Below are 18961 nucleotides of genomic sequence, written 5' to 3'. Positions count from 1 at the left end.
TATAGTCGGGGCGACGGCTACCGGTGAAGGGGTGGGGGTGTGCGGCGGGCCGACCTGGCGGACGCGGACTGCGGCATCGCACAGGCGCTGGGCGTGCTCGGCGACTGGTGGACCTTCCTGATCGTGCGCGACGTCGCCGGCGGGACGACCCGCTTCGACGCGCTGCAGCGGGCGCTCGGGGTGAGCCGGCGGGCCCTGGCGGAACGGCTGGCTGGGCTGGTCGAGCACGGGGTGCTGCGGCGGCGGGCGTACTCGCAGCACCCGCCGCGCTTCGATTACCTGCTCACCGCCAAGGGCGAGGCGTTGCTGCCGGTGCTGATCGCATTGCAGGACTGGGGCACCCACCACGTGATGGGCGACGGCGACCTCACCGCCACCGCGGGCGCGGACTCGGCCGAGGCGCGGCGGGTGCACGAGCTGGTCGGGCGGCGGCTGCCCGAGGTGCTGCTGCCCGGTCCGGACGGACGGCCGGTGGCCCCGGCCGGGGGCGACCGCTGGACCGTCCTCTACTTCTTCCCCGGCGCGTTCCCGCCCGGGATGCCGGGGCTGCCGCCGGGCTGGGGCGAGATCCCGGGGGCGCCGGGCTGCACGCTGGAGTCGACCACGTACGCCGCCCGGGCCGCCGAGTTCCACGCCGAGGGGGCCCGGATCGTCGGGGTGAGCACCCAGCGCCCGGACCAGCTGGCCGACTTCGTGGCGTACGCCGAGCTGCCCTTTCCGCTTCTGTCCGACCAGGACGGCCGGCTCGGGGCCGGACTGCTGCTGCCCACCTTCCGGGCCGGCGGGGTCGAGCGGTTCAAGCGACTGACCCTGCTGGTCGATCCGGCCGCCGTGGTGCGCGCGGTGCAGTTCCCGGTGACCGACCCGGCCGGCTCGGTGGACGGGATGCTCGACCTGCTCCGCAGCAGGGTGACGGTGCCCGACGCGTCGGCCGGCGTCAGGAGGCGCGGGGGCGGCGGCCGGTCCGCCGGGCCCACCCCGGCCGGCGAGCCGGCTACCGGGGTGGGCTGACGCGGGACCGCGGGCGATGTGGCCGACCGGTCGGCCCGCCGCCCGGCGGCCGCCGGGCGCGGGCCGGGGTGGCGCCCCGCCGCTCGGCGGGACCCCACGGCTCGGCTCAAGCGGGCAGGCGCCAGACCTGGTTGGCGCCGCCGAAGCAGTCCCAGATCTGTAGCCGGGTGCCGTCGGCGGAGCTGTTGTCGGTGGCGTCGAGGCACTTGTTGGCCTGCGGGTTGCGCAGCGTGCCGTTGGCCTGGGCCTGCCAGACCTGGGCGCCGGTGCCGTTGCAGTCCCACAGCTGCACCTTCGCGCCGTTGGCGGTGGAGCCGCTGGTCACGTCGGCGCACTTGCCGAGGGCGCGCAGCGTGCCGTCGGCGCCCACCGTCCAGCGCTGGGCGTTGGTGCCGTTGCAGGTCCAGAGCTGGATCGGCGTGCCGTTGGCGGTGTTGGCGGCCGCCACGTCGACGCACTTGCCGGCGATGCCGGTGATCGGGCCGGTCTGCCCGCCCGGCGGCGGGGTGCCGCCCATGACGGTGTCGTAGATGGCGCTGACCAGCGAGGTGGAGTCGGTGCGGTCCTGGGACAGCTCCCAGTTCATCATCCCGCCGGCGTTCGCCAGCGCCCACTGGGTCTTCCGCTTGACCGTCGGGATCCCGTTGTAGCACTGCTGCACGCCGCCGACGCTGGTGCAGTCCCGGTTGGCGTTGGCCGGGTCCATGCCCACCAGGGCCGAGTAGGTGTGATAGCCGGGCCGGCTGTAGAACGGCACCCCGAGCACCGCCTTGGCGGCCGGCAGGCCGCGCGCCTTCCATCCGTTGACGGCGTTGATCGACCAGTCGTAGTTGGCGTGCGGACTGCCCCCGTCGTACGCCATGATGTTCAGCCAGTCGACGTGGCCGAACACGGCGGTCGGCACGCCCTGCACGTAGTAGCCCTCGGACACCACGGCCGCGGTGAGCAGCTTGCCCCGGGGCCGTAGGGCGCCGCTGAGCTGCTGCATCAGCAGGCCGTAGTTGGTCGCCGACGCGCCCGGGTCGGGGTATTCCCAATCCATGTCGACGCCGTCCAGGTTGTACTGGTCGACGAAGTTGACCACGTTGTTGACGAACGCGGTGCGCGTGCCGGCGTTGGCGGCGAGCGCCTCGAACGCGGAGTCGTCGCCGTCGTTCCAGCCGCCGATGGCGATCGACACCTTGACGTTGTTGCCGTGCCCGAGCGAGACCAGTTGGGACAGCTTGCCCGGGTTCTCCACCGGGCGCAGGCTGCCGTCGGCGTTGGGCAGCACGAACGCGTAGTTGATGTGGGTGAGTTCGCCGTACTGGACGGAGGTGACGCTGCCGCTCCACGACGGCAGGTAACCGACGCTCTTGAAGTTGTTCGGCAGCACCGCGGCGGCGGCCGGGTCCGGTGCGGCGAGGGTCAGGCCGGCGCCGGCGGTGACCAGCGCGAGCAGGCCGGCGGCGGCGCGGGCCGATCGGGGACGGGGACGTGGTGAGGACATCGCGGGCCTTCCCGTGGGCGGGCGGTGGCGACCGTGCCGCCGTACCGGCGTCCGGGCGGGCCGGGCACCGGCGCGGCGTACGGAAGGGAGGGTGCGCATCCTCGGCGGAGCCAAATCCTAAAGAATGTTAACGGATTGCGTCAACGATGCTTCTCGATGATTGGGAGAGCGCTTTCCCGGTTGCGGGGCGGCTGGGGCGCCGCCCGAACGAGCGTTAAGCTGACCGGGTGGGAATCGACGAGCTGTACCCGCCGGACCGGCTGGCCGCCGCGCAGCGCGCCACCGCCGCCGCCGGCCTGGACGCGCTGCTGCTCACCCCCGGCTCCGACCTGCGCTACCTCACCGGCTACGACGCGCACGCGGGGGAGCGGCTGACCTGCCTGGTGCTGCCCGCCGAGGGCGAGCCGACGCTGATCGTGCCGACCCTGGAGCGTCCCGCCGCCGAGGCGTCGCCGGCCCCGGCCACCGGGGTGCGGATCGTCGGCCACGCCGACGGCACCGACCCGTACCCGCTGGTGACCGCCGCCCTCGACGGGCCGGTGGCGGCGGTCGGACTGGCCGACCGGATGTGGGCCGAGCAGGTGCTCGCGCTGCGCGCCGCACTGCCCGGCGCCGCCCAGCGCCTCGCCGGCGAGGTGCTGCGCGAGCTGCGGATCCGCAAGTCGGCGGCGGAGGTGGCCGCGCTGGCGGAGGCCGGCGCGGCGATCGACGCGGTGCACCGGCGGATGGGGCAGTGGCTGCGCCCGGGGCGCACCGAGGCCGAGGTAGCCACCGACATCGCCGCGGCGATCCGCGCCGCCGGTCACGTCACCGTCGACTTCGTCATCGTCGCCGCCGGGCCGAACGGCGCCAGCCCGCACCACGGCACCTCGGACCGGCCGATCGGGGCCGGTGAGCCGGTGGTGGTGGACATCGGCGGCACCATGCCGTCGGGCTACCGCTCCGACTGCACCCGCACCTACGTCGCCGGCGGTCCCGCCCCGGCGGAGTTCACCGACTACTACGCGGTGCTGCACGCCGCCCAGCGCGCGGCGGTGGCCGCGGTGCGCCCCGGGATCACCGCCGAGGCGGTCGACGCCGCCGCGCGCGAGCCGATCGCCGCGGCCGGGTTCGGTGCCGCGTTCCTGCACCGGACCGGGCACGGCATCGGCCTGGACGGGCACGAGGAGCCGTACGTGGTGGCCGGCAACCCCCGACCGCTGGAACCCGGCATGGCGTTCTCCATCGAACCCGGCATCTACCTCGCGGGCCGACACGGGGCCCGGATCGAGGACATCGTCGTCTGCACGACGGACGGCGTCCACCGGCTCAACACCACCCCCACGGAGCTCATCGCGCTATGACAGTCGACCGGATCCTCCCCACCGACGAGGCCCACGACCTGCTGGACCTCGCCACCGAACTCGCCGACCGGGAGCTCGCGCCGCGGGCCGCCGGGTTCGAGGAGCGCGCCGAGTTCCCCCGCGACGTGCTGCGCACCCTCGGCCGGGCCGGACTGCTGGGCCTGCCCTACCCGGAGGAGCACGGCGGCGCCGCGCAGCCGTACGAGGTCTACCTCCAGGTGCTGGAGATCCTGGCCAGCCGCTGGCTCGCGGTCGCCGAGGCGGTCAGCGTGCACACCCTGTCCTGCTACCCGGTGGCCGCCTTCGGCACCGACGAGCAGCGCAAGCTGCTGCCCGACCTGATCGGTGGCGAGCTGCTCGGGGCGTACTGCCTCTCCGAGCCGCAGGGTGGCTCGGACGCCGCCGCGCTGACCACCCGGGCGGTCCGCGACGGTGACGCGTACCTGGTCTCCGGCACCAAGGCGTGGATCACCCACGCCCGGGTGGCCGACTTCTACAACATCTTCTGCCGTACCGGCGGGCCCGGCCCGAAGGGCATCTCGTGCCTGCTCGCCGACCGCGGCACGCCCGGCATCCACCCCCAGGCGGCCGAGCGGACGATGGGCCTGCACGCCTCCCCGGTGGCGCAGATCGCCTTCGACGACGCCCGGGTCCCGGCCGACCGGCTGATCGGCGGGGAGGGCATGGGCTTCACCATCGCGATGTCCGCCCTGGACTCCGGCCGGCTGGGCATCGCCGCGTGCGCGGTGGGGCTGGCCCAGGCGGCACTGGACTACGCGGTCGGCTACGCCATCCAGCGGCAGCAGTTCGGCCGGGCCATCATCGAATTCCAGGGGCTCGGCTTCAACCTCGCCGACCTGGCCACCCAGATCTCCGCCGCCCGGGCGTTGACGCTGGCCGCGGCCCGGCTGCGGGACGCCGGCCGACCCTACTCGATCGAGGCGGCCAAGGCGAAGCTCTTCGCCACCGACGTGGCGATGCGGGTGACGACCGACGCGGTGCAGGTGCTCGGCGGCGCGGGCTACGTGGCCGACCACCCGGTGGAGCGGTACATGCGCGAGGCGAAGGTGCTGCAGATCGTCGAGGGCACCAACCAGATCCAGCGGCTGGTGATCTCCCGCGCGCTGGCCAGGGGCTGAGCCGGTCGACCGTGGGTGGCGGCGCCGGTGCGGTGGGTCGACCATGCCGGCGCCATCGCGGCCGTCCGGCGGCGGCGTCGTCGCCGGACGGCGGTTTTCCGGTAGGTTGCACGCCGTGGAGGAGATCGACCGCGCCATCGTCGCAGCGCTGACCGCTGACGGCCGGCTGTCGTACACGGATCTGGCGGAGAAGGTGGGCCTGTCGGTCTCCGCCGTGCACCAGCGGGTGCGCCGGCTGGAGCAGCGCGGGGTGATCAAGGGGTACGCCGCGCGGGTCTCCTTCGAGGCACTGGACCTGCCGCTGACCGCGTTCGTGGCGATCCGGCCGTTCGACCCGTCGCAGCCGGACGACGCGCCGGAGCGGCTGGCCCACCTGCCGGAGATCGATTCCTGCTACTCGGTGGCGGGTGAGGACTTCTACCTGCTGCTGGTGCGGGTCGCCAGCCCGGCGGACCTGGAACGGGTGCTCCAGGAGATCCGCACCGCGGCGAACGTCACCACCCGGACCACGGTGGTGCTCTCCACCCCGTACGAGGGGCGGCCGCCGAAGGTCAGTGCCGAACTCCCGGCGCGGGCACGGTCCCGGGTGCCGGGAGCGGTGGCTGGTTCCAACGCCGGATGACCTGCCGGCCGTGCTCGTGGCCGAGGGTGCTGACCGTGGCGGTGTCCAGCCGCAGCCGGCCGCCGGCGGCGGGGGGCAGACCGATCCAGCGGGCACCGGCCACCCGGAGGCTGTGCCCGTGCGCTACCAGCGCCACATGACCCTGGTCGAGCAAGGGGGTGACCCGGGCCAGCACCCGGTCGAGGCGGGCGCCCACCTGATCGGGTGACTCGCCGCCCGGGCACCCGTCGGTCCACAGGTTCCAGTGCGGGTGGTCGGCGCGGATGTCGGCGCTGGTGCGGCCCTCGTACTCGCCGTAGTTCCACTCGGCGAGGTCGTCGTCGGTCCCGGTGACGGTGAGGCCGGCCAGTTGGGCGGTGCGTACCGCCCGCTGCCGGGGGCTGCTCAGCACCGCGACGAACCGCCGACCGGCCAGGAACGCGCCGACCATCCGGGCCTGTCGCTCGCCGTCCGGGGTGAGCGACAGATCGGTGTACGAGGTGTGTCGGTGACTCGCGCTCCAGGTGGTCTCGCCGTGCCGGATCAGCAGGATCTCGCCCATTCGTCCAGTTAACCAGCCGCCGGTGTCCGGCGTGCACCTAGTGTCCTAGGACGCCGTAGGGAGTGTGCGGTAGGTGACCCACGTTTCCGCTCACCGGCCACGGGCATGCACCGGGTCGAGGGGCCTGTCGGCCCCCGGATCGGCCGGAGCAGAGGGAGGCGACATGAGCTTCACCGACAAGGCGAAGAACAAGGTCGAGCAGCTGACCGGCGCCGCCAAGGAGCGGATCGGCGACATGACCGAGAACCCCCGGATGAAGGGGGAGGGCGGCTCGCAGCAGCGCGACGCCCAGGCCCGTCCGGCCGGTGAGCAGGCCAAGGAGGCCGGCCGAAAGGTGCGGGACGCCTTCACCAGGTGACCTCGCCCGTCGTGGCGGCCCCCGGCGTGACGCCGGGGGCCGCCACGCGTCCCCGGGGCTTCCCGCGTCCCGGTGGGCCGGTCGGCTGCGCTTGCCGCAGCCACCAGGGGACTCCGGGTCGGCAGGCGGGGGTGGACCTGGTCGGTGGACGCCTTCAGCTCGCCGATGTGGCGTCGGTCGGTGGGCCGGACCGGTGGGACCTGACCGGCGCGGCGATCTGCCTGCTCGGGGTCGCCGTGATCATGTACGCGCCGCGCGGCTGACCGGTCGCGTCGGGCCGTCCGGCCGGTGGCCGTCGATGACCACCATCGCGGTCACCGAGGCGATCACGACGACCAGGTGCAGGGTGGCATTGAGGTGGCCGCCGATCGGGACGGTGGCCAGGACCAGGGCCGCGGTGACCAGGCGGCTGGCCGGGTGCCCGTGGTGGACGACGCGGCGGATGTCGGCGACGCCGACCAGGAAGAGGGCCACTCCACCGGAGAGGGCGAGCGCGGCCGGCCATCCGGTGGGGGCGTCGGGATGGGCGACGGTGGCGTGCAGGCCGGTGGCGGTGGCGATGATTCCGAGCAGCAGGACGAAGTGGCTGAGGATGTAGACGCGGGCGGAGAGCCGGCTGCGGGGGCCGAGTTCGGTGCGGTCGAGGGCCGCCTCGGCGGCGCCGGCCTCGGTGAAGTAGGTCCACCAGAGGGCGGCGGGGAGCGCGAGGGCCAGCACGATGGCGCCCGCCGTGCCGGGAGTGAGGTGGTCCAGGGGCGCGCCCATGCCGATGGTGACCACGGTCTCGCCGAGGGCGACGATGACGAGCAGGCCGTGCCGTTCGACGAAGTGGGCCGGGGCGATGCGGAAGCTGGCGGCGACGCCGAGCCACGAGTAACCGGGTAGCAGGTAGGGCAGCAGGGTCTGGACGAAGACGGCGGCGGCCCAGAGGGCGTACACGGCGGGTCCGGAGAGCAGGCCGGCGGCGAGGACGAGCAGGGCGGCGCCGAGGTTGTAGGGGGCCAGCCGGCGGACGCCGGCGCGGGCGGTGCTTCGGCTGAACAGGGCCAGGTGAACGGTGACCACGACGAGGTAGCCGATGCCGAAGAGCAGGCCGCTGCCGGTGAAGGCGTCGGGGATGGCGACGGCGGTGAGCAGGAAGCCGGCCATCCCGGCGAAGAGGAGGAGTTTGCGGGCGGGTCGGCGCGGTGGCACGTGGTTGGTGAGCCAGGCGTAGCCGCTGTAGAGGTACCAGAGCAGGCCGAGGATCAGGACGGTGCTGCCGAGGCCGGTCCAGTCGAGGTGGTCCTCGAGCAGGTGGGCGAGTTGGGTGATGGTGAGGACGAAGACGACGTCGAAGAAGATCTCGACGGGAGTGGCCCGGTCCGCGGTGTCGGCGTCGCCTCGCTCGGGTGCCATGGGTGCAGGGTAGCCAGCGGATCGCGCCGGGTTTCCGGATCGGGTGCCGCACCCTCGGTCGTCGTCGGGGCGACGACCGAGGGTGCGCGGGGGTCGGTCAGTCGTTGCGGTGGTCGGCCCACCACTGCTGGCCGGACTCGGGCAGGGTGTCGATCGGGTCGTAGTAGGCGTAGCGCTTGTTGAGCGCCTCCAGGTCGGCCGACTCGATGCTGGTGCGGTAGTTCTTGGTCCAGTACGAGATGCCGCGTTCGCGGTCGTACTCGGTGAGCATGTGCACCCAGCGCTTGCCGACGAAGGGGACGTCGCAGACGATCCGCGGGGTGGCGTAGCCGGGCAGGTAGCCCATGATGTCGTGCTGGAGCTGCTGGGCGTGCCAGACCGGGACCCGCCAGTGTTCGGCGTTGGGGATCATGTCGCACATGTAGAAGTAGTACGGCAGGATGCCTGCTTCGCCCTGCAGGGCGAAGCAGAGGTCGAGCAGGTCCTTGCTGGTGGCGTTGACGCCGCGCATGAGCACGCCCTGGTTGCGTACGTCGCGGACGCCGACGTCGAGGGCGGTCTGGGCGGCCTTGGCGACCAGTGGGGTGAGCGACTGGGCGTGGTTGACGTGGGTGTGGATGGCGAGGTTGACACCGCGGCGGGCGGCGGTGCGGGCGACGCGTTCGAGGCCCTCGACGACGTCGGCCTGGAGCCAGTGCTGCGGCAGGCCCATGAGGGCCTTGGTGGCGAGCCGGATGTCGCGGATGGTCTCGATCTCGAGCAGCCGCATCAGATAGGACTCGAGGTTGCGCCAGGGCACGTTGGCCACGTCGCCGCCGGAGACGACGACGTCGCGGACGCCGGGGTGTGCCTTGAGGTAGGTGATGTGGGCGTCGTAGCGGTCGACGGGCTTGAGGGTGAGCTTGAGCTTGTCGACGGCGGGGGTGGAGTTGCCGACCAGGTCCATCCGGGTGCAGTGGCCGCAGTACTGCGGGCAGGTGGAGAGCAGTTCGGCGAGGACCTTGGTGGGGTAGCGGTGGGTGAGGCCCTCGGCGACCCACATGTCGTGCTCGTGCAGGGAGTCGCGGCTGGCGTATGGGTGTGAGGGCCAGTCGGTGCGCCGGTCGGAGGCGACCGGGATCATGTAGCGCCGCACCGGGTCGGCGAGGAACGCCTCGGTGCTCATCGGCGCGAACGGGACCATGGTGTTGAGCATCTGCGGCGGCACCAGCATCGACATGGTGGCCAGGGCGGCCTGGTCGGCGGCGAGGTCGGCGTAGAAGGTCTCGTCGACGAGATCGCCGAGGACGGTGCGCAGCTGCTTGATGTTCTTGACGCAGTTGACGCGCTGCCACTGGGCGGATTCCCACTGCTCGCGGGTGACGTGGCGCCAGCCGGGGAAGCGGGTCCAGTCGGGTTCGACCAGGGGTGCGCGGCGGTATTCGTAGGGCTGTCCGGCGGTGGGGACGGTGGCCGGCGTGGGGCGGGGCGCTGGGATGGTCTCCACCGGTTGGGTCTGGGTCACGGCCCCTCCTCGTATGTGCGATGATCGGCGGCCTCGAAGGCTACTGGAAAATATCCGGCGAAGAAATTAGTCTGCCGGAAGTTTTCCCGCTACGCGAGCCCTGCCCGGGGGTTCGGGCGGTTGGACAGGGGAGGTCAGCGTGACGTCACCGGTGGGTCTGCACCGCGTTGTGGAACCGGCGGGGGTGCTGCCGCAGGCGGCGTGGCGGCTGGACGCGTCCCCCGAGATCGCGCCGAACGAGGTGCGGATCCGGGTGGAGCGGCTGAACCTGGACGCGGCGAGCTTCCGGCAGTTGTGGGAGAGGCACGGCGGCGACGGCGACGCGGTGCGCGCCGAGGTGCTGGAGATCGTGTCGACCCGGGGGAAGATGCAGAACCCGGTGACCGGGTCGGGCGGGATGCTGATCGGCACGGTGGACGATGCCGGGCGGCGCTCGCCGCTGGGGCTGAAGCCGGGGCAGCGGGTGGCGACGCTGGTGTCGTTGACGCTGACCCCGCTGGTGATCACCGACGGGCTGGCCCGGTGGGACGGGCGTAGCGAGCAGGTGCCGTGCGACGGGTACGCGGTGCTGTTCGCCCGGTCGATCGCGGCGGTGCTGCCGGACGATCTGGATCCGCAGTTGTCCCTCGCGGTGCTGGACGTGTGCGGGGCGCCGGCGCTGACGGCGCGGGTGGTGGCGCGGTATGTGGCCGACCGGGCGCGCGAGGGGGACGCCCGGCCGGTCAGCGTGGCGGTGATCGGCGGGGCGGGCAAGAGCGGGTCGCTGTCGTTGGCGGCGGCGCGGCGGGCAGGTGCCGCCCGTACGGTCGGGGTGGTGCCGGTGGCGGCGGAGCGGGACGCGCTGACGGCGGCCGGGCTGGCTGACGTGGTGGCGTTGGCCGACGCCCGGGATCCGGTGGCGTTGTCGCAGGCGGTCACGTCGGCGCTGGGGGTGCCGGCGGACGTGACGGTGGTCTGCGTGGACGTGCCGGGTTGTGAGCACGGGGCGGTGCTGGCGACCGCGGACGGCGGCACGGTGATCTTCTTTTCGATGGCGACGAGCTTCTCGGCGGCGGCGTTGGGCGCGGAGGGGTTGGCGGCGGACGTGACGATGCTGGTCGGCAACGGCTACGTGCCGGGGCACGCGGAGTTGGCGTTGGGTCTGCTGCGTGCGGAGCCGGGGGTCCGGGCGCTGTTCGAGTCGCGGCTGGCGGCAGACTGAATGCCATGACGAACCCCTCGACCCTGTACCGCGGTGGGCTGCTGTACTGCCCGGCCGACCCGAGCGCGACGGCCCTGCTGGTCGCGGACGGCAAGATCACCTGGCTGGGGACGGACGCGGACGCGCCCGCCGCGGACCGGGTGGTGGACCTGGCCGGGGCGTTGGTGACCCCGGCGTTCGTGGACGCGCACGTGCACGCCACGGACACGGGTCTGGCGTTGTCGGGGCTGGACCTGTCGGGGGTGCGGTCGGCGGGGGAGCTGCTGGACGCGGTGGCCGGGTTCGCGGCGGGTCTGCCGGCGGACGCGGTGGTGCTGGGGCACGGTTGGGACGAGTCGTCGTGGCCGGTGCCGCGGTTGCCGGACGCGGGGGAGTTGGACCGGGCGGCCGGTGGCCGGCGGGTGTACCTGTCGCAGGCGTCGATCCATTCGGCGTTGGTGTCGCGGGCGTTGCTGGCGGCGTGTCCGGAGGCGGCGGGCGCGGCCGGGTACGACGGGTCGGGGTGGCTGCGCCGGGACGCGCACCACGTGGTGCGGGCGGCGGCGTTCGGGTCGGTGACCCGGGCGCAGCGGGTGGCCGCGCAGCGGCGGGCGTTGGCGCACGCGGCGTCGTTGGGTATCGCGGCGGTGCACGAGTGCGGTGGGCCGGAGATCTCCGACGAGGAGGACTTCACCGGGCTGCTGGGGATCTCCGGTGCGGGGTTGCCGGAGGTGTACGGCTACTGGGGTGAGCTGGGCGGCGCGGCGCGGGCGCGGGAGTTGGGCGCGGTGGGCGCCGGTGGTGACCTGTTCGCCGACGGGGCGTTGGGGTCGCGGACGGCGCACGTGTCGCGGGACTACCTGGACGGGGACGGTGGCTGCGGGCACGGGTACCTGAGCGCGGAGCAGGTGCGTGACCATCTGGTGGACTGCGCGGCGCACGGGTTGCAGGGCGGGTTCCACGCGATCGGTGACGCGGCGATCGGCACGGTGCTGGCGGGGTTCGCGGCGGCGGCCGAGCGGGTGGGCACGGATCGGTTGCGGGCGGCCCGGCACCGGGTGGAGCACGCGGAGATCATGGACAAGCGGTTGATCGCCGGGTTCGTGGAGTTCGGGATCGTGGCGAGCATGCAGCCGGCGTTCGACCGGTTGTGGGGTGGCGCGGGCCGGATGTACGAGGCGCGGTTGGGCCTGGACCGGTCGTTGGCGTCGAACCCGATGGGGTCGATGCACGCGGTCGGGGTGGCGTTGGCGTTCGGGTCGGATTCGCCGGTGACGCCGCTGGACCCGTGGGGGTCGGTGCGGGCGGCGGCGGCGCACCACAACCCGGCGCAGCGGATGAGTGAGCGGGCGGCGTTCGCGGCGCACACCCGGGGTGGTTGGCGGGCGGTGCACCTGGACAACGAGGGCGTGCTGGCGCTGGGCGCGCCGGCGACGTTCGCGGTGTGGTCGACGCCGGCGGGGGTGGACCGGGGGTTGCCGGTGTTGCAGGCCGACGACCCGGAGGCGCGGGGTCCGCAGGATCGGACGCCGTTGCCGGTGTGCCGGCGCACGGTGCTGCGCGGTGAGGTGATCTATGAGGAAGGGTCTGCGTGAGCGAGCGAACCATCGGTGCGGCGCGGGTGGCGCCGTCGCCGGGCGTGGCGGGGTGACGGCGTGACGGGCAAGCTTGACCTGGATCCGGCGCTGGTGGCGCGGGCGCGGGAGTTGGCGCGTCGGGCCGGGCAGCCGGTGGTGGAGTTGGCGCGCAGCCACACGACGGTGTCGGTGGAGCGGGCGGTGCTGCGGCTGGCCGGGGTGACCGGCGCGGACCCGGACGGCATTCCGTGGGTGAACCGCCTGGTGGACGCGGTGGTCGCGGACGTGGGGCTGGGCCACGGGGTGGCGGTGCCGGTGTTCGATGCCCTGGCGCGGGAGCAGATCAGCGACGTGACGTTGCTGGCGCAGAAGGCCGCCGCCGGGTCGGTGCGGTTCGGGCAGCCGACCGGGAAGGCGGCCACCGCGGCGCGGCGGGCCGCGCGCAAGGCGGTCGCCGCGGGGGTCCGGCGGATCGACCGGCGCCGGGCCGAGCGGGAGCGGCTGGTGAAGCGGTACGGGGATCCGCCGCGGCGGCCGTGGATCTACCTGATCGTGGCGACCGGGGACATCTACGAGGACATTCCGCAGGCGCAGGCGGCGGCGCGGGCGGGCGCGGACGTGATCGCGGTGATCCGGTCGACGGGTCAGTCCCTGTTGGACTACGTGCCGGAGGGGGCGACCCGGGAGGGGTTCGCCGGCACGTACGCCACGCAGGAGAACTTCCGGTTGATGCGGGCTGCGTTGGACTCCTCGTCGAAGGAGCTGGGCCGGTACGTGCGGCTGACGAACTACGCGTCGGGGCTGTGCATGCCGGAGATGGCGACCCTCGCCGGTCTGGAGCGCCTCGACATGATGCTCAACGACTCGATGTACGGGATCCTGTTCCGTGACATCAACCCGATCCGCACCTTCGTCGACCAGCGGTTCTCCCGGCAGGTGCACGCCCGGGCGGGCATCATCATCAACACCGGGGAGGACAACTACCTCACCACCGCCGACGCGGTGGAGGAGGCGCACACGGTGACGGTGTCGCAGCTGCTCAACGAGTACTTCGCGCACGAGGCGGGGTTGGCGGACTGGCAGTTGGGGCTGGGGCACGCGTTCGAGATCAACCCGGATGTGCCGGAGTCGTTCCGGTTGGAGTTGGCGCACGCGTTGCTGGCGCGGGAGTTGTTCCCGGACGCGCCGTTGAAGTGGATGCCGCCGACGAAGCACATGACCGGTGACGTGTTCCGCGGCAACCTGCTGGACGGGTTCTTCAACCTGGTGGGCACGATGACCGGGCAGGGCATCCTGCTGGTGGGGATGATGACCGAGGCGGTGGTGACGCCGTGGTTGTCGGACCGGGACATCGCGCTGCAGAACGTGCGGTACGTGCTGGGCGCGGCCGGCGGGTTGCACGAGGACTTCGTGCCGGCGCCGGGCGGGTTCATCCAGCAGCGGGCGAACCGGGTGCTGGGCGAGGCGGTGGAGTTGCTGGAGCGCATCGGTGAGCAGTCGCTGCTGACGGCGATCGCCGAGGGCACGTTCGGGATCATGAAGCGGCCGGCGGACCGGGGCAAGGGGCTGGACGGGGTGGCCCGGCACGAGGCGGACTACTACAACCCGGCCACCGAGATGCTGGAAGGGGACGCGGCGTGAGCGCCGTCGAGGTCGGCGCGGCGGCGCCCGGCGGCGGGGCCGCCGAGAAGAGGATCGTCCGGCCGTACGGGGACACCACCGGTGACGGCATGGTGCAGGTGTCGTTCACGCTGCCGGTGCCGCACGACAAGCGGGCCGAGGGCGCGGCGGTGCAGTTGGCGAACAAGATGGGCATCGATCCGGCGATGCTGGTGCACGCGAAGCAGATGGGTGACGGGTTCACCTTCTTCGTGGTGTACGGGCGGGTGAACCATCTGGTGGACCTGGCCGCGGTGCAGGTGGTGGAGCGGGACTTCCCGCTGCTGAGCGCCAAGGAGGTCAACGCGGTGGTGAAGCAGAAGTTGCGGCGCAAGTTGTCGGTGGTGGGCGCGTGCATCGGCACCGACGCGCACACCGTCGGCATCGACGCGATCCTCAACGTCAAGGGCATCGCCGGGGAGAAGGGTCTGGAGTACTACCGGGAGTTGAAGGTCGTCAACCTGGGCGCGCAGGTCAGCGTGCCGGAGTTGGTGGAGGCGGCGCGGGTGGAGAAGGCCGACGCGGTGCTGGTGTCGCAGGTGGTCACCCAGCGCGACGCGCACCTGCACAACACCCGGGAGATGTCCGCGGCGTTCCGGGAGGCGATGCCGGCGGGGAAGCGGCCGCTGCTGATCGTCGGCGGGCCGCGGTTCGACGAGACGATGGCCGAGGAGTTGGGGGTGGACCGGATCTTCGGCCGGGGCACCACTCCGGGCGAGGTGGCCAGCTACCTGGTGCACGCGTTGGTCACGAGCAGGAAGGCGGCGAGGGCATGACTGATTCCCGGGTCGGGTTGACCGTGACGCACCGGCGGTACGTGCCGTACTCGCACGCCCACTACGCGGGGAACCTGGTCGACGGGGCGTACGCGTTGGGTCTGTTCGGGGATGTGGCCACGGAGGTGTGCATCCGCGCCGACGGCGACGAGGGGTTGTTCGCGTCCTATTCGGACGTGCAGTTCAGGGCGCCGATGAAGGCCGGGGACGTGCTGGAGGTGACGGCGACGGTGACCCGGGTGGGTACCCGCAGCCGCACTGTCGATTTCGTCGCCCGGGTGGTGTGCCGGGGCCGGCCGGACCGGGGTGAGTCCGCGGCGGAGGTGCTCGATCCGCCGATCGTGGCGGTCACCGCGACCGGCACCGTGGTCGTCCCGCCGCCGGCGTGAGCCTGGCGGTCTGCGCCGACGTCGGGTCCACGTACACGAAGGTGGCGGTGGTGGACCTGGACGCGGCGGCGCTGGTCGCGGCGGCGTCGGCGCCGACCACTGTCGGCACGGACGTGTTGCACGGCCTGGACGCGGCGGTCGCCGCGGCCACCGCCGGGCTCGGGGCGCGCGACGCGCCGTGGTACGTGTGTTCGTCGGCCGGGGGCGGGTTGCGGCTGGCGGTGGTCGGCTACGAGCAGCTGGTGACCGCGCAGGCGGGCCGGCGGGTGGGCCTGTCGGCGGGCGCGAACGTGGTGCACGTGGCGGCGGGGCGGCTGGGTGCGGCGGAGCTGACCGGGTTGCGGGCGGCCCGCCCGGACGTGGTGCTGCTGGTCGGCGGCACCGACGGCGGGGACGCCGAGACGCTGACCCACAACGCGGCCCGGCTGGCTCGGGCTCGCTGGCGGCGGCCGGTGGTGCTGGCCGGCAACGCCGACGTGCGCGACGACTTGCGGGCTGTGCTGGCCGGGGCGGGGGTGCCGGTCACGGTGGCGGAGAACGTGCTGCCGCGGATCGGGGTGCTGGCGCCGGCGGGTGCCCGGGCGGCGATCCGGGAGGTGTTCCTGCGGCACGTCATCGGCGGCAAGCGGTTGTCGCGGGGGTCGCGGTTCGCGCGGCTGGTGCGCGCGGCCACCCCGGACGCGGTGCTGACCGGGGTGGAGGTCCTCGCCGACGCGACCGGTGGGGACCTGGCGGTGGTGGACGTGGGTGGGGCGACCACCGACGTGTACTCGGTGCTCACCCCGGACGAGCGGGACAGCGGGCCGGGTCGGGAGGTCGCCGGGACGCTCTGGCGGGCCCGCACCGTCGAGGGGGACCTGGGCATGCGGTGGTCGGCGCCGGGGGTGGTGCGGGCCGCCGCGGAGGAGCGGCTGCTCGACCCCGGTGAGCAGGAGACGTTGGCGGCGGCCGCGGCGGCGCGGGCCGCCGAGCCGGGCCTGCTGGCGGCGACGGACGGGGAGTGGGCCGCCGACCGGCGGATCGCCGCGCTGGCCGCGACGGTGGCGTTGCGGCGGCACGCCCGCGGCGGCGCCACCGGGGAACGCGGCGGGCGGGACCTGCGGGACGTGCGGTTGCTGGTGGGTTCGGGCGGGGTGCTGCGGCACGCCCCGGCCGGCGACGCGGCGCGGGTGCTCGCGGCGGCGTTGACCGATCACGCCGGCGGGTGGCCGCTGCCGCGGGCGGCGCGGCCGGTGGTGGACGTGGACTACGTGCTGGCCGCCGGTGGGCTGCTCGCCGGCGACCATCCGCAGGTGGCGGCGGCGTTGCTGCGCCGGCACCTGGCCGTCGACTGAGGACGCCGGGCGCGACACGCCGAAGCGCGACACACGACAGGCCGGGGGGTGGGTTGACAGCGCCCGGGGGGCAGCACGTACCGTCTTTGAGTCCTACCACGGGAAGCGGCTGCTGTTCGCTTCGTCCCTTCGTCCGCTGGCCGAGCGACCTGCTTGGGTCGCGGCGGCCAGGTCCAGCGGGCGGGGGTCGGCGGGGCGGCGCGAACCGGCCGCGGTTACCGGTGTACGGGCAGGGTGAGGTGCACGGCCAGTAGACAACGGCCCGGCGGGGGCAGCCAGTCCGCGTCCGGTCGGTCCGAAGGTCGGCGTGCCGCATCCTCGCCCCACCGGCCGGGAAGGGCCTGGGAGCATCGGGGCGCGGCTCACGCCGCGCCCCGATTTCGTTTCCGGTCAGCGGCGGGTGGGTCGGGCGCGTACGTGCAGCCGTTCGCCCTGCGGGCCGAAGAGGGTGAGCAGTTCGGTGGGCTCGGGCCCGGGGTTGAGCACACAGTGCGGCACCCGGGTGTCGAACTCGGCGACCTCGCCCGGGTTGAGGATCAGGTCGTGCTCGCCGAGCAGCAGCCGCACCCGGCCGGAGAGCACGTACAGCCACTCGTAGCCCTCGTGGGCTTGCTGTTCGGGCTCGGCGGGGGTGTGCGGGGGCAGGATCTGCTTGAACGCCTGCAGACCGCCCGGGCGGCGGGTCAGCGGCAGGAACGTCACCCCGTGGCGGACGATGGGGCGGGCGTGCACCCGCGGGTCGCCGGTCTCCGGCGCGCCGACCAGCTCGTCCAGCGGCACCTGGTGGGCGCGGGCCAGCGGCAACAGCAGTTCCAGGGTGGGCCGGCGCTGCCCCGACTCCAGCCGGGACAGGGTGCTCACCGAGATGCCGGTGGTTGCGGCCAGGTCGGTCAGGGTCGTGCCACGCTGCTTGCGCAGGGCCCGCAGCCGGGGACCCACCGCCGCCAGCACCGCCGCCTCGTCGTTTGCCATAGCAGCAACACTACTTGTCGAATCCGCGACGCCGGTGGAGCGTGGTAGCCCGCACGAGGTGACGAGGGGGAGCAGATGGACGACAGGTACGACGTGGTGGTGGTGGGCGGCGGCGCCGCCGGGCTGGCCGGGGCGCTGGCGCTGGGCCGGGCCCGCCGGTCGGTGCTGGTGGTCGACGCCGGTGAGCCACGCAACGCGCCCGCCGCGCACATGCACAACTACCTGGGCCGCGACGGCACCGCTCCGGGTGAGCTGCTGGCGGCGGGCCGGGCGGAGGTCACCGGGTACGGCGGGCGGATCGTGTCCGGCCGGGTGGCCTCCGCCGCCCGCGACGGGGCCGAGTTCATCGTCACCCTCGACGGCGGGCGTACGGTGCGGGCGCGGCGGCTGCTGGTCACCACCGGGCTGGTCGACGAACTGCCCGAGCTGCCGGGGCTGGCGCAGCGGTGGGGCAGGGACGTGCTGCACTGCCCCTACTGCCACGGCTGGGAGGTGCGCGACCGGCGGATCGGGGTGCTGGCCACCGGCCCGCTCGGGGTGCACCAGGCGCAGCTGTGGCGGCAGTGGAGCGAGCACGTGCTGCTCCTGCTGCACGGCGCGGCGGCGCCCGGGGCCGAGGAGGCCGAGCAGCTCGCCGCGCGGGCCATCCCGGTGGTGGACGGGCCGGTCGCCGGGCTGGAGGTGACCGGCGACGCGCTGACCGGGGTGCGGCTGGCCTCCGGTGAGGTGGTCGAGCTGGACGCGCTGGTGGTCGCGCCGCGGTTCACCGCCCGCGCCGGGCTGCTGGCCTCGCTGGGCCTGGAGCCGGTCGAGGTGGAGATGGGCGGGCACGTGTTCGGCAGCCAGATCCCCGCCGACGCCAACGGCGCCACCGCGGTGCCGGGGGTGTGGGTGGCCGGCAACGTGGCCGACGTACGCGCCCAGGTGATCACCTCGGCGGGGGCCGGCCTGACCGCCGGTGCGGCGATCAACGCCGACCTGGTCGCCGAGGACACCCGCGCCGCGGTGGCCGGCTACCGGGACCGGCGGGAGACCATGTTCACCGAGGCCGCCTGGGAGGAGCGCTACCGGTCCCGGCCGGCGGTGTGGAGCGGGCGGCCCAACCCGCAGCTGGTCGCCGAGGCCGCGCAGCTGCCGCCGGGCCGGGCGCTGGATGTCGGCGCCGGCGAGGGCGCCGACGCGGTCTGGCTGGCCGGGCGGGGGTGGCGGGTGACCGCGGTGGACATCTCCGCCACCGCGCTGGGACGGGCCGCCGCGCACGCCGACACCGCCGGGGCGGACGTCGCCGCGCGGATCGACTGGGTGCACGCCGACCTGCTGGCGAAGCCGCCCGCCGCGGACTCCTACGACCTGGTGTCGGCGCAGTTCATGCAGCTGCCGCCGGAGCAGCGGCAGGAGATGTTCGCCGGACTGGCCGCCGCGGTGGCCTCCGGCGGCACCCTGCTCATCGTCGGGCACCACCCGTCGGACCTGCGTACCAGCGCCCACCGCATGCACTTCCCGGAGATGATGTTCACCGCCGAGGAGGTGGCGGCGTCGCTGGACCCGGCCCGCTGGCAGGTGCTGGCCGCCGAGACGCGGCCCCGGGCGGTGGTGAACCCGGAGGGGCGGGAGATCACCATCCACGACGCCGTCCTGGTCGCCCGCCGCCGCTGACCCGGCCGGCCCC

17 protein-coding genes and 1 pseudogene are annotated in these 18961 nt (G+C 73.9%); 13 read left to right on the top strand and 5 right to left on the bottom strand.

Features of this window, described 5'->3' with window-relative positions:
• Window positions 1–39 precede the first annotated feature (39 nt).
• Window positions 40–1011, top strand: a complete 972-nt coding sequence (locus tag FHX32_RS15050) for a winged helix-turn-helix transcriptional regulator (protein WP_167182849.1) — start codon at window positions 40–42, stop codon at window positions 1009–1011.
• Between the two features lie 106 nt (window positions 1012–1117).
• On the opposite strand, the gene FHX32_RS15045 is transcribed toward FHX32_RS15050, so the two are convergent.
• Window positions 1118–2500, bottom strand: coding sequence for a glycosyl hydrolase family 18 protein (locus FHX32_RS15045; protein ID WP_167182846.1), 1383 nt, complete (start codon window positions 2498–2500; stop codon window positions 1118–1120).
• Between the two features lie 227 nt (window positions 2501–2727).
• Here FHX32_RS15045 and FHX32_RS15040 point away from each other — a divergent pair, with 227 nt between their 5' ends.
• From FHX32_RS15040 to FHX32_RS15030, 3 genes are all read left to right on the top strand, one after another.
• Complete coding sequence (locus FHX32_RS15040; protein WP_167182843.1) at window positions 2728–3843, top strand: M24 family metallopeptidase; 1116 nt, start codon at window positions 2728–2730, stop codon at window positions 3841–3843.
• Window positions 3840–4982 carry an acyl-CoA dehydrogenase family protein gene (locus tag FHX32_RS15035; protein ID WP_167182840.1) on the top strand — a complete coding sequence of 381 codons (1143 nt, stop codon included), beginning with the start codon at window positions 3840–3842 and terminating at the stop codon, window positions 4980–4982. The genes FHX32_RS15040 and FHX32_RS15035 overlap by 4 nt, the downstream gene beginning before the upstream one ends.
• Before the next feature lie 115 nt (window positions 4983–5097).
• Complete coding sequence (locus FHX32_RS15030) at window positions 5098–5604, top strand: Lrp/AsnC family transcriptional regulator (protein WP_167182837.1); 507 nt, start codon at window positions 5098–5100, stop codon at window positions 5602–5604.
• Here the strand turns inward: FHX32_RS15030 and FHX32_RS15025 are convergent.
• Window positions 5534–6145: a histidine phosphatase family protein gene (locus FHX32_RS15025; protein ID WP_167182834.1), complete on the bottom strand. Its 612-nt coding sequence runs from the start codon at window positions 6143–6145 to the stop codon at window positions 5534–5536. The two genes, FHX32_RS15030 and FHX32_RS15025, sit on opposite strands and share 71 nt — an antisense overlap.
• A 163-nt stretch (window positions 6146–6308) precedes the next feature.
• Here FHX32_RS15025 and FHX32_RS15020 point away from each other — a divergent pair, with 163 nt between their 5' ends.
• Window positions 6309–6503, top strand: coding sequence for a CsbD family protein (locus FHX32_RS15020; protein WP_167182831.1), 195 nt, complete (start codon window positions 6309–6311; stop codon window positions 6501–6503).
• A gap of 182 nt (window positions 6504–6685) precedes the next feature.
• A pseudogene (locus FHX32_RS15015) lies at window positions 6686–6766 on the top strand (YnfA family protein); the annotation flags it as partial.
• Here the strand turns inward: FHX32_RS15015 and FHX32_RS15010 are convergent.
• Complete coding sequence (locus FHX32_RS15010; protein WP_167182829.1) at window positions 6744–7901, bottom strand: low temperature requirement protein A; 1158 nt, start codon at window positions 7899–7901, stop codon at window positions 6744–6746. The pseudogene FHX32_RS15015 and the gene FHX32_RS15010 overlap by 23 nt on opposite strands.
• A 97-nt stretch (window positions 7902–7998) precedes the next feature.
• Window positions 7999–9405 carry a lysine 2,3-aminomutase gene (locus FHX32_RS15005; RefSeq protein WP_167182827.1) on the bottom strand — a complete coding sequence of 469 codons (1407 nt, stop codon included), beginning with the start codon at window positions 9403–9405 and terminating at the stop codon, window positions 7999–8001.
• 139 nt (window positions 9406–9544) lie between these two features.
• Here FHX32_RS15005 and kdd point away from each other — a divergent pair, with 139 nt between their 5' ends.
• Genes kdd through FHX32_RS14975 form a run of 6 tightly spaced genes read left to right on the top strand, consistent with a single transcriptional unit; the run spans window position 9545 to window position 16320 of the window.
• The gene (gene kdd / locus FHX32_RS15000) at window positions 9545–10606 is read left to right on the top strand and encodes an L-erythro-3,5-diaminohexanoate dehydrogenase (protein WP_167182825.1); all 1062 of its coding nucleotides are present in this window, start codon (window positions 9545–9547) and stop codon (window positions 10604–10606) included.
• Between the two features lie 5 nt (window positions 10607–10611).
• Window positions 10612–12180 (top strand): amidohydrolase, encoded by a 1569-nt coding sequence (locus tag FHX32_RS14995; protein ID WP_167182823.1) that lies wholly within the window; start codon window positions 10612–10614, stop codon window positions 12178–12180.
• A 60-nt stretch (window positions 12181–12240) separates the two neighbouring features.
• Window positions 12241–13803, top strand: a complete 1563-nt coding sequence (gene kamD, locus FHX32_RS14990; RefSeq protein WP_167182821.1) for a lysine 5,6-aminomutase subunit alpha — start codon at window positions 12241–12243, stop codon at window positions 13801–13803.
• A complete protein-coding gene (gene kamE / locus FHX32_RS14985) occupies window positions 13800–14597 on the top strand; it encodes a lysine 5,6-aminomutase subunit beta (RefSeq protein ID WP_167182819.1) in 798 nt (265 codons plus the stop codon). The genes kamD and kamE overlap by 4 nt, the downstream gene beginning before the upstream one ends.
• Entirely contained in the window at window positions 14594–14986 is a 393-nt protein-coding gene (gene kal / locus FHX32_RS14980) for a 3-aminobutyryl-CoA ammonia lyase (protein ID WP_167182817.1), read from the top strand. Before kamE ends, kal begins: the two co-directional genes overlap by 4 nt.
• Window positions 14983–16320: a glutamate mutase L gene (locus FHX32_RS14975; RefSeq protein ID WP_167182814.1), complete on the top strand. Its 1338-nt coding sequence runs from the start codon at window positions 14983–14985 to the stop codon at window positions 16318–16320. The genes kal and FHX32_RS14975 overlap by 4 nt, the downstream gene beginning before the upstream one ends.
• A gap of 390 nt (window positions 16321–16710) precedes the next feature.
• Here FHX32_RS14975 and FHX32_RS14970 read toward each other — a convergent pair whose 3' ends face one another.
• Complete coding sequence (locus tag FHX32_RS14970; protein ID WP_167182811.1) at window positions 16711–17292, bottom strand: helix-turn-helix domain-containing protein; 582 nt, start codon at window positions 17290–17292, stop codon at window positions 16711–16713.
• A gap of 75 nt (window positions 17293–17367) precedes the next feature.
• Between FHX32_RS14970 and FHX32_RS14965 the strand changes: the two genes are divergently transcribed.
• Window positions 17368–18948 carry a bifunctional NAD(P)/FAD-dependent oxidoreductase/class I SAM-dependent methyltransferase gene (locus tag FHX32_RS14965; protein WP_167182808.1) on the top strand — a complete coding sequence of 527 codons (1581 nt, stop codon included), beginning with the start codon at window positions 17368–17370 and terminating at the stop codon, window positions 18946–18948.
• The last annotated feature ends 13 nt before the right edge of the window (window positions 18949–18961 follow it).

The organism is Micromonospora sp. CNZ280, from assembly GCF_011759515.1.
Note: the sequence above shows the minus strand (reverse complement) of the source record. Positions and strands in the feature narration are given on the sequence as shown.

Excerpts from the sequence above, each read along its gene's own strand:
- FHX32_RS15010 (WP_167182829.1), bottom strand. The coding sequence starts at position 7,901 with ATGGCACCCGAGCGAGGCGACGCCGACACCGCGGACCGGGCCACTCCC.
- FHX32_RS15020 (WP_167182831.1), top strand. The coding sequence starts at position 6,309 with ATGAGCTTCACCGACAAGGCGAAGAACAAGGTCGAGCAGCTGACCGGC.
- FHX32_RS15025 (WP_167182834.1), bottom strand. The coding sequence starts at position 6,145 with ATGGGCGAGATCCTGCTGATCCGGCACGGCGAGACCACCTGGAGCGCG.
- FHX32_RS14965 (WP_167182808.1), top strand. The coding sequence starts at position 17,368 with ATGGACGACAGGTACGACGTGGTGGTGGTGGGCGGCGGCGCCGCCGGG.
- FHX32_RS14970 (WP_167182811.1), bottom strand. The coding sequence starts at position 17,292 with ATGGCAAACGACGAGGCGGCGGTGCTGGCGGCGGTGGGTCCCCGGCTG.
- FHX32_RS15045 (WP_167182846.1), bottom strand. The coding sequence starts at position 2,500 with ATGTCCTCACCACGTCCCCGTCCCCGATCGGCCCGCGCCGCCGCCGGC.
- kal (WP_167182817.1), top strand. The coding sequence starts at position 14,594 with ATGACTGATTCCCGGGTCGGGTTGACCGTGACGCACCGGCGGTACGTG.
- FHX32_RS14995 (WP_167182823.1), top strand. The coding sequence starts at position 10,612 with ATGACGAACCCCTCGACCCTGTACCGCGGTGGGCTGCTGTACTGCCCG.
- FHX32_RS15035 (WP_167182840.1), top strand. The coding sequence starts at position 3,840 with ATGACAGTCGACCGGATCCTCCCCACCGACGAGGCCCACGACCTGCTG.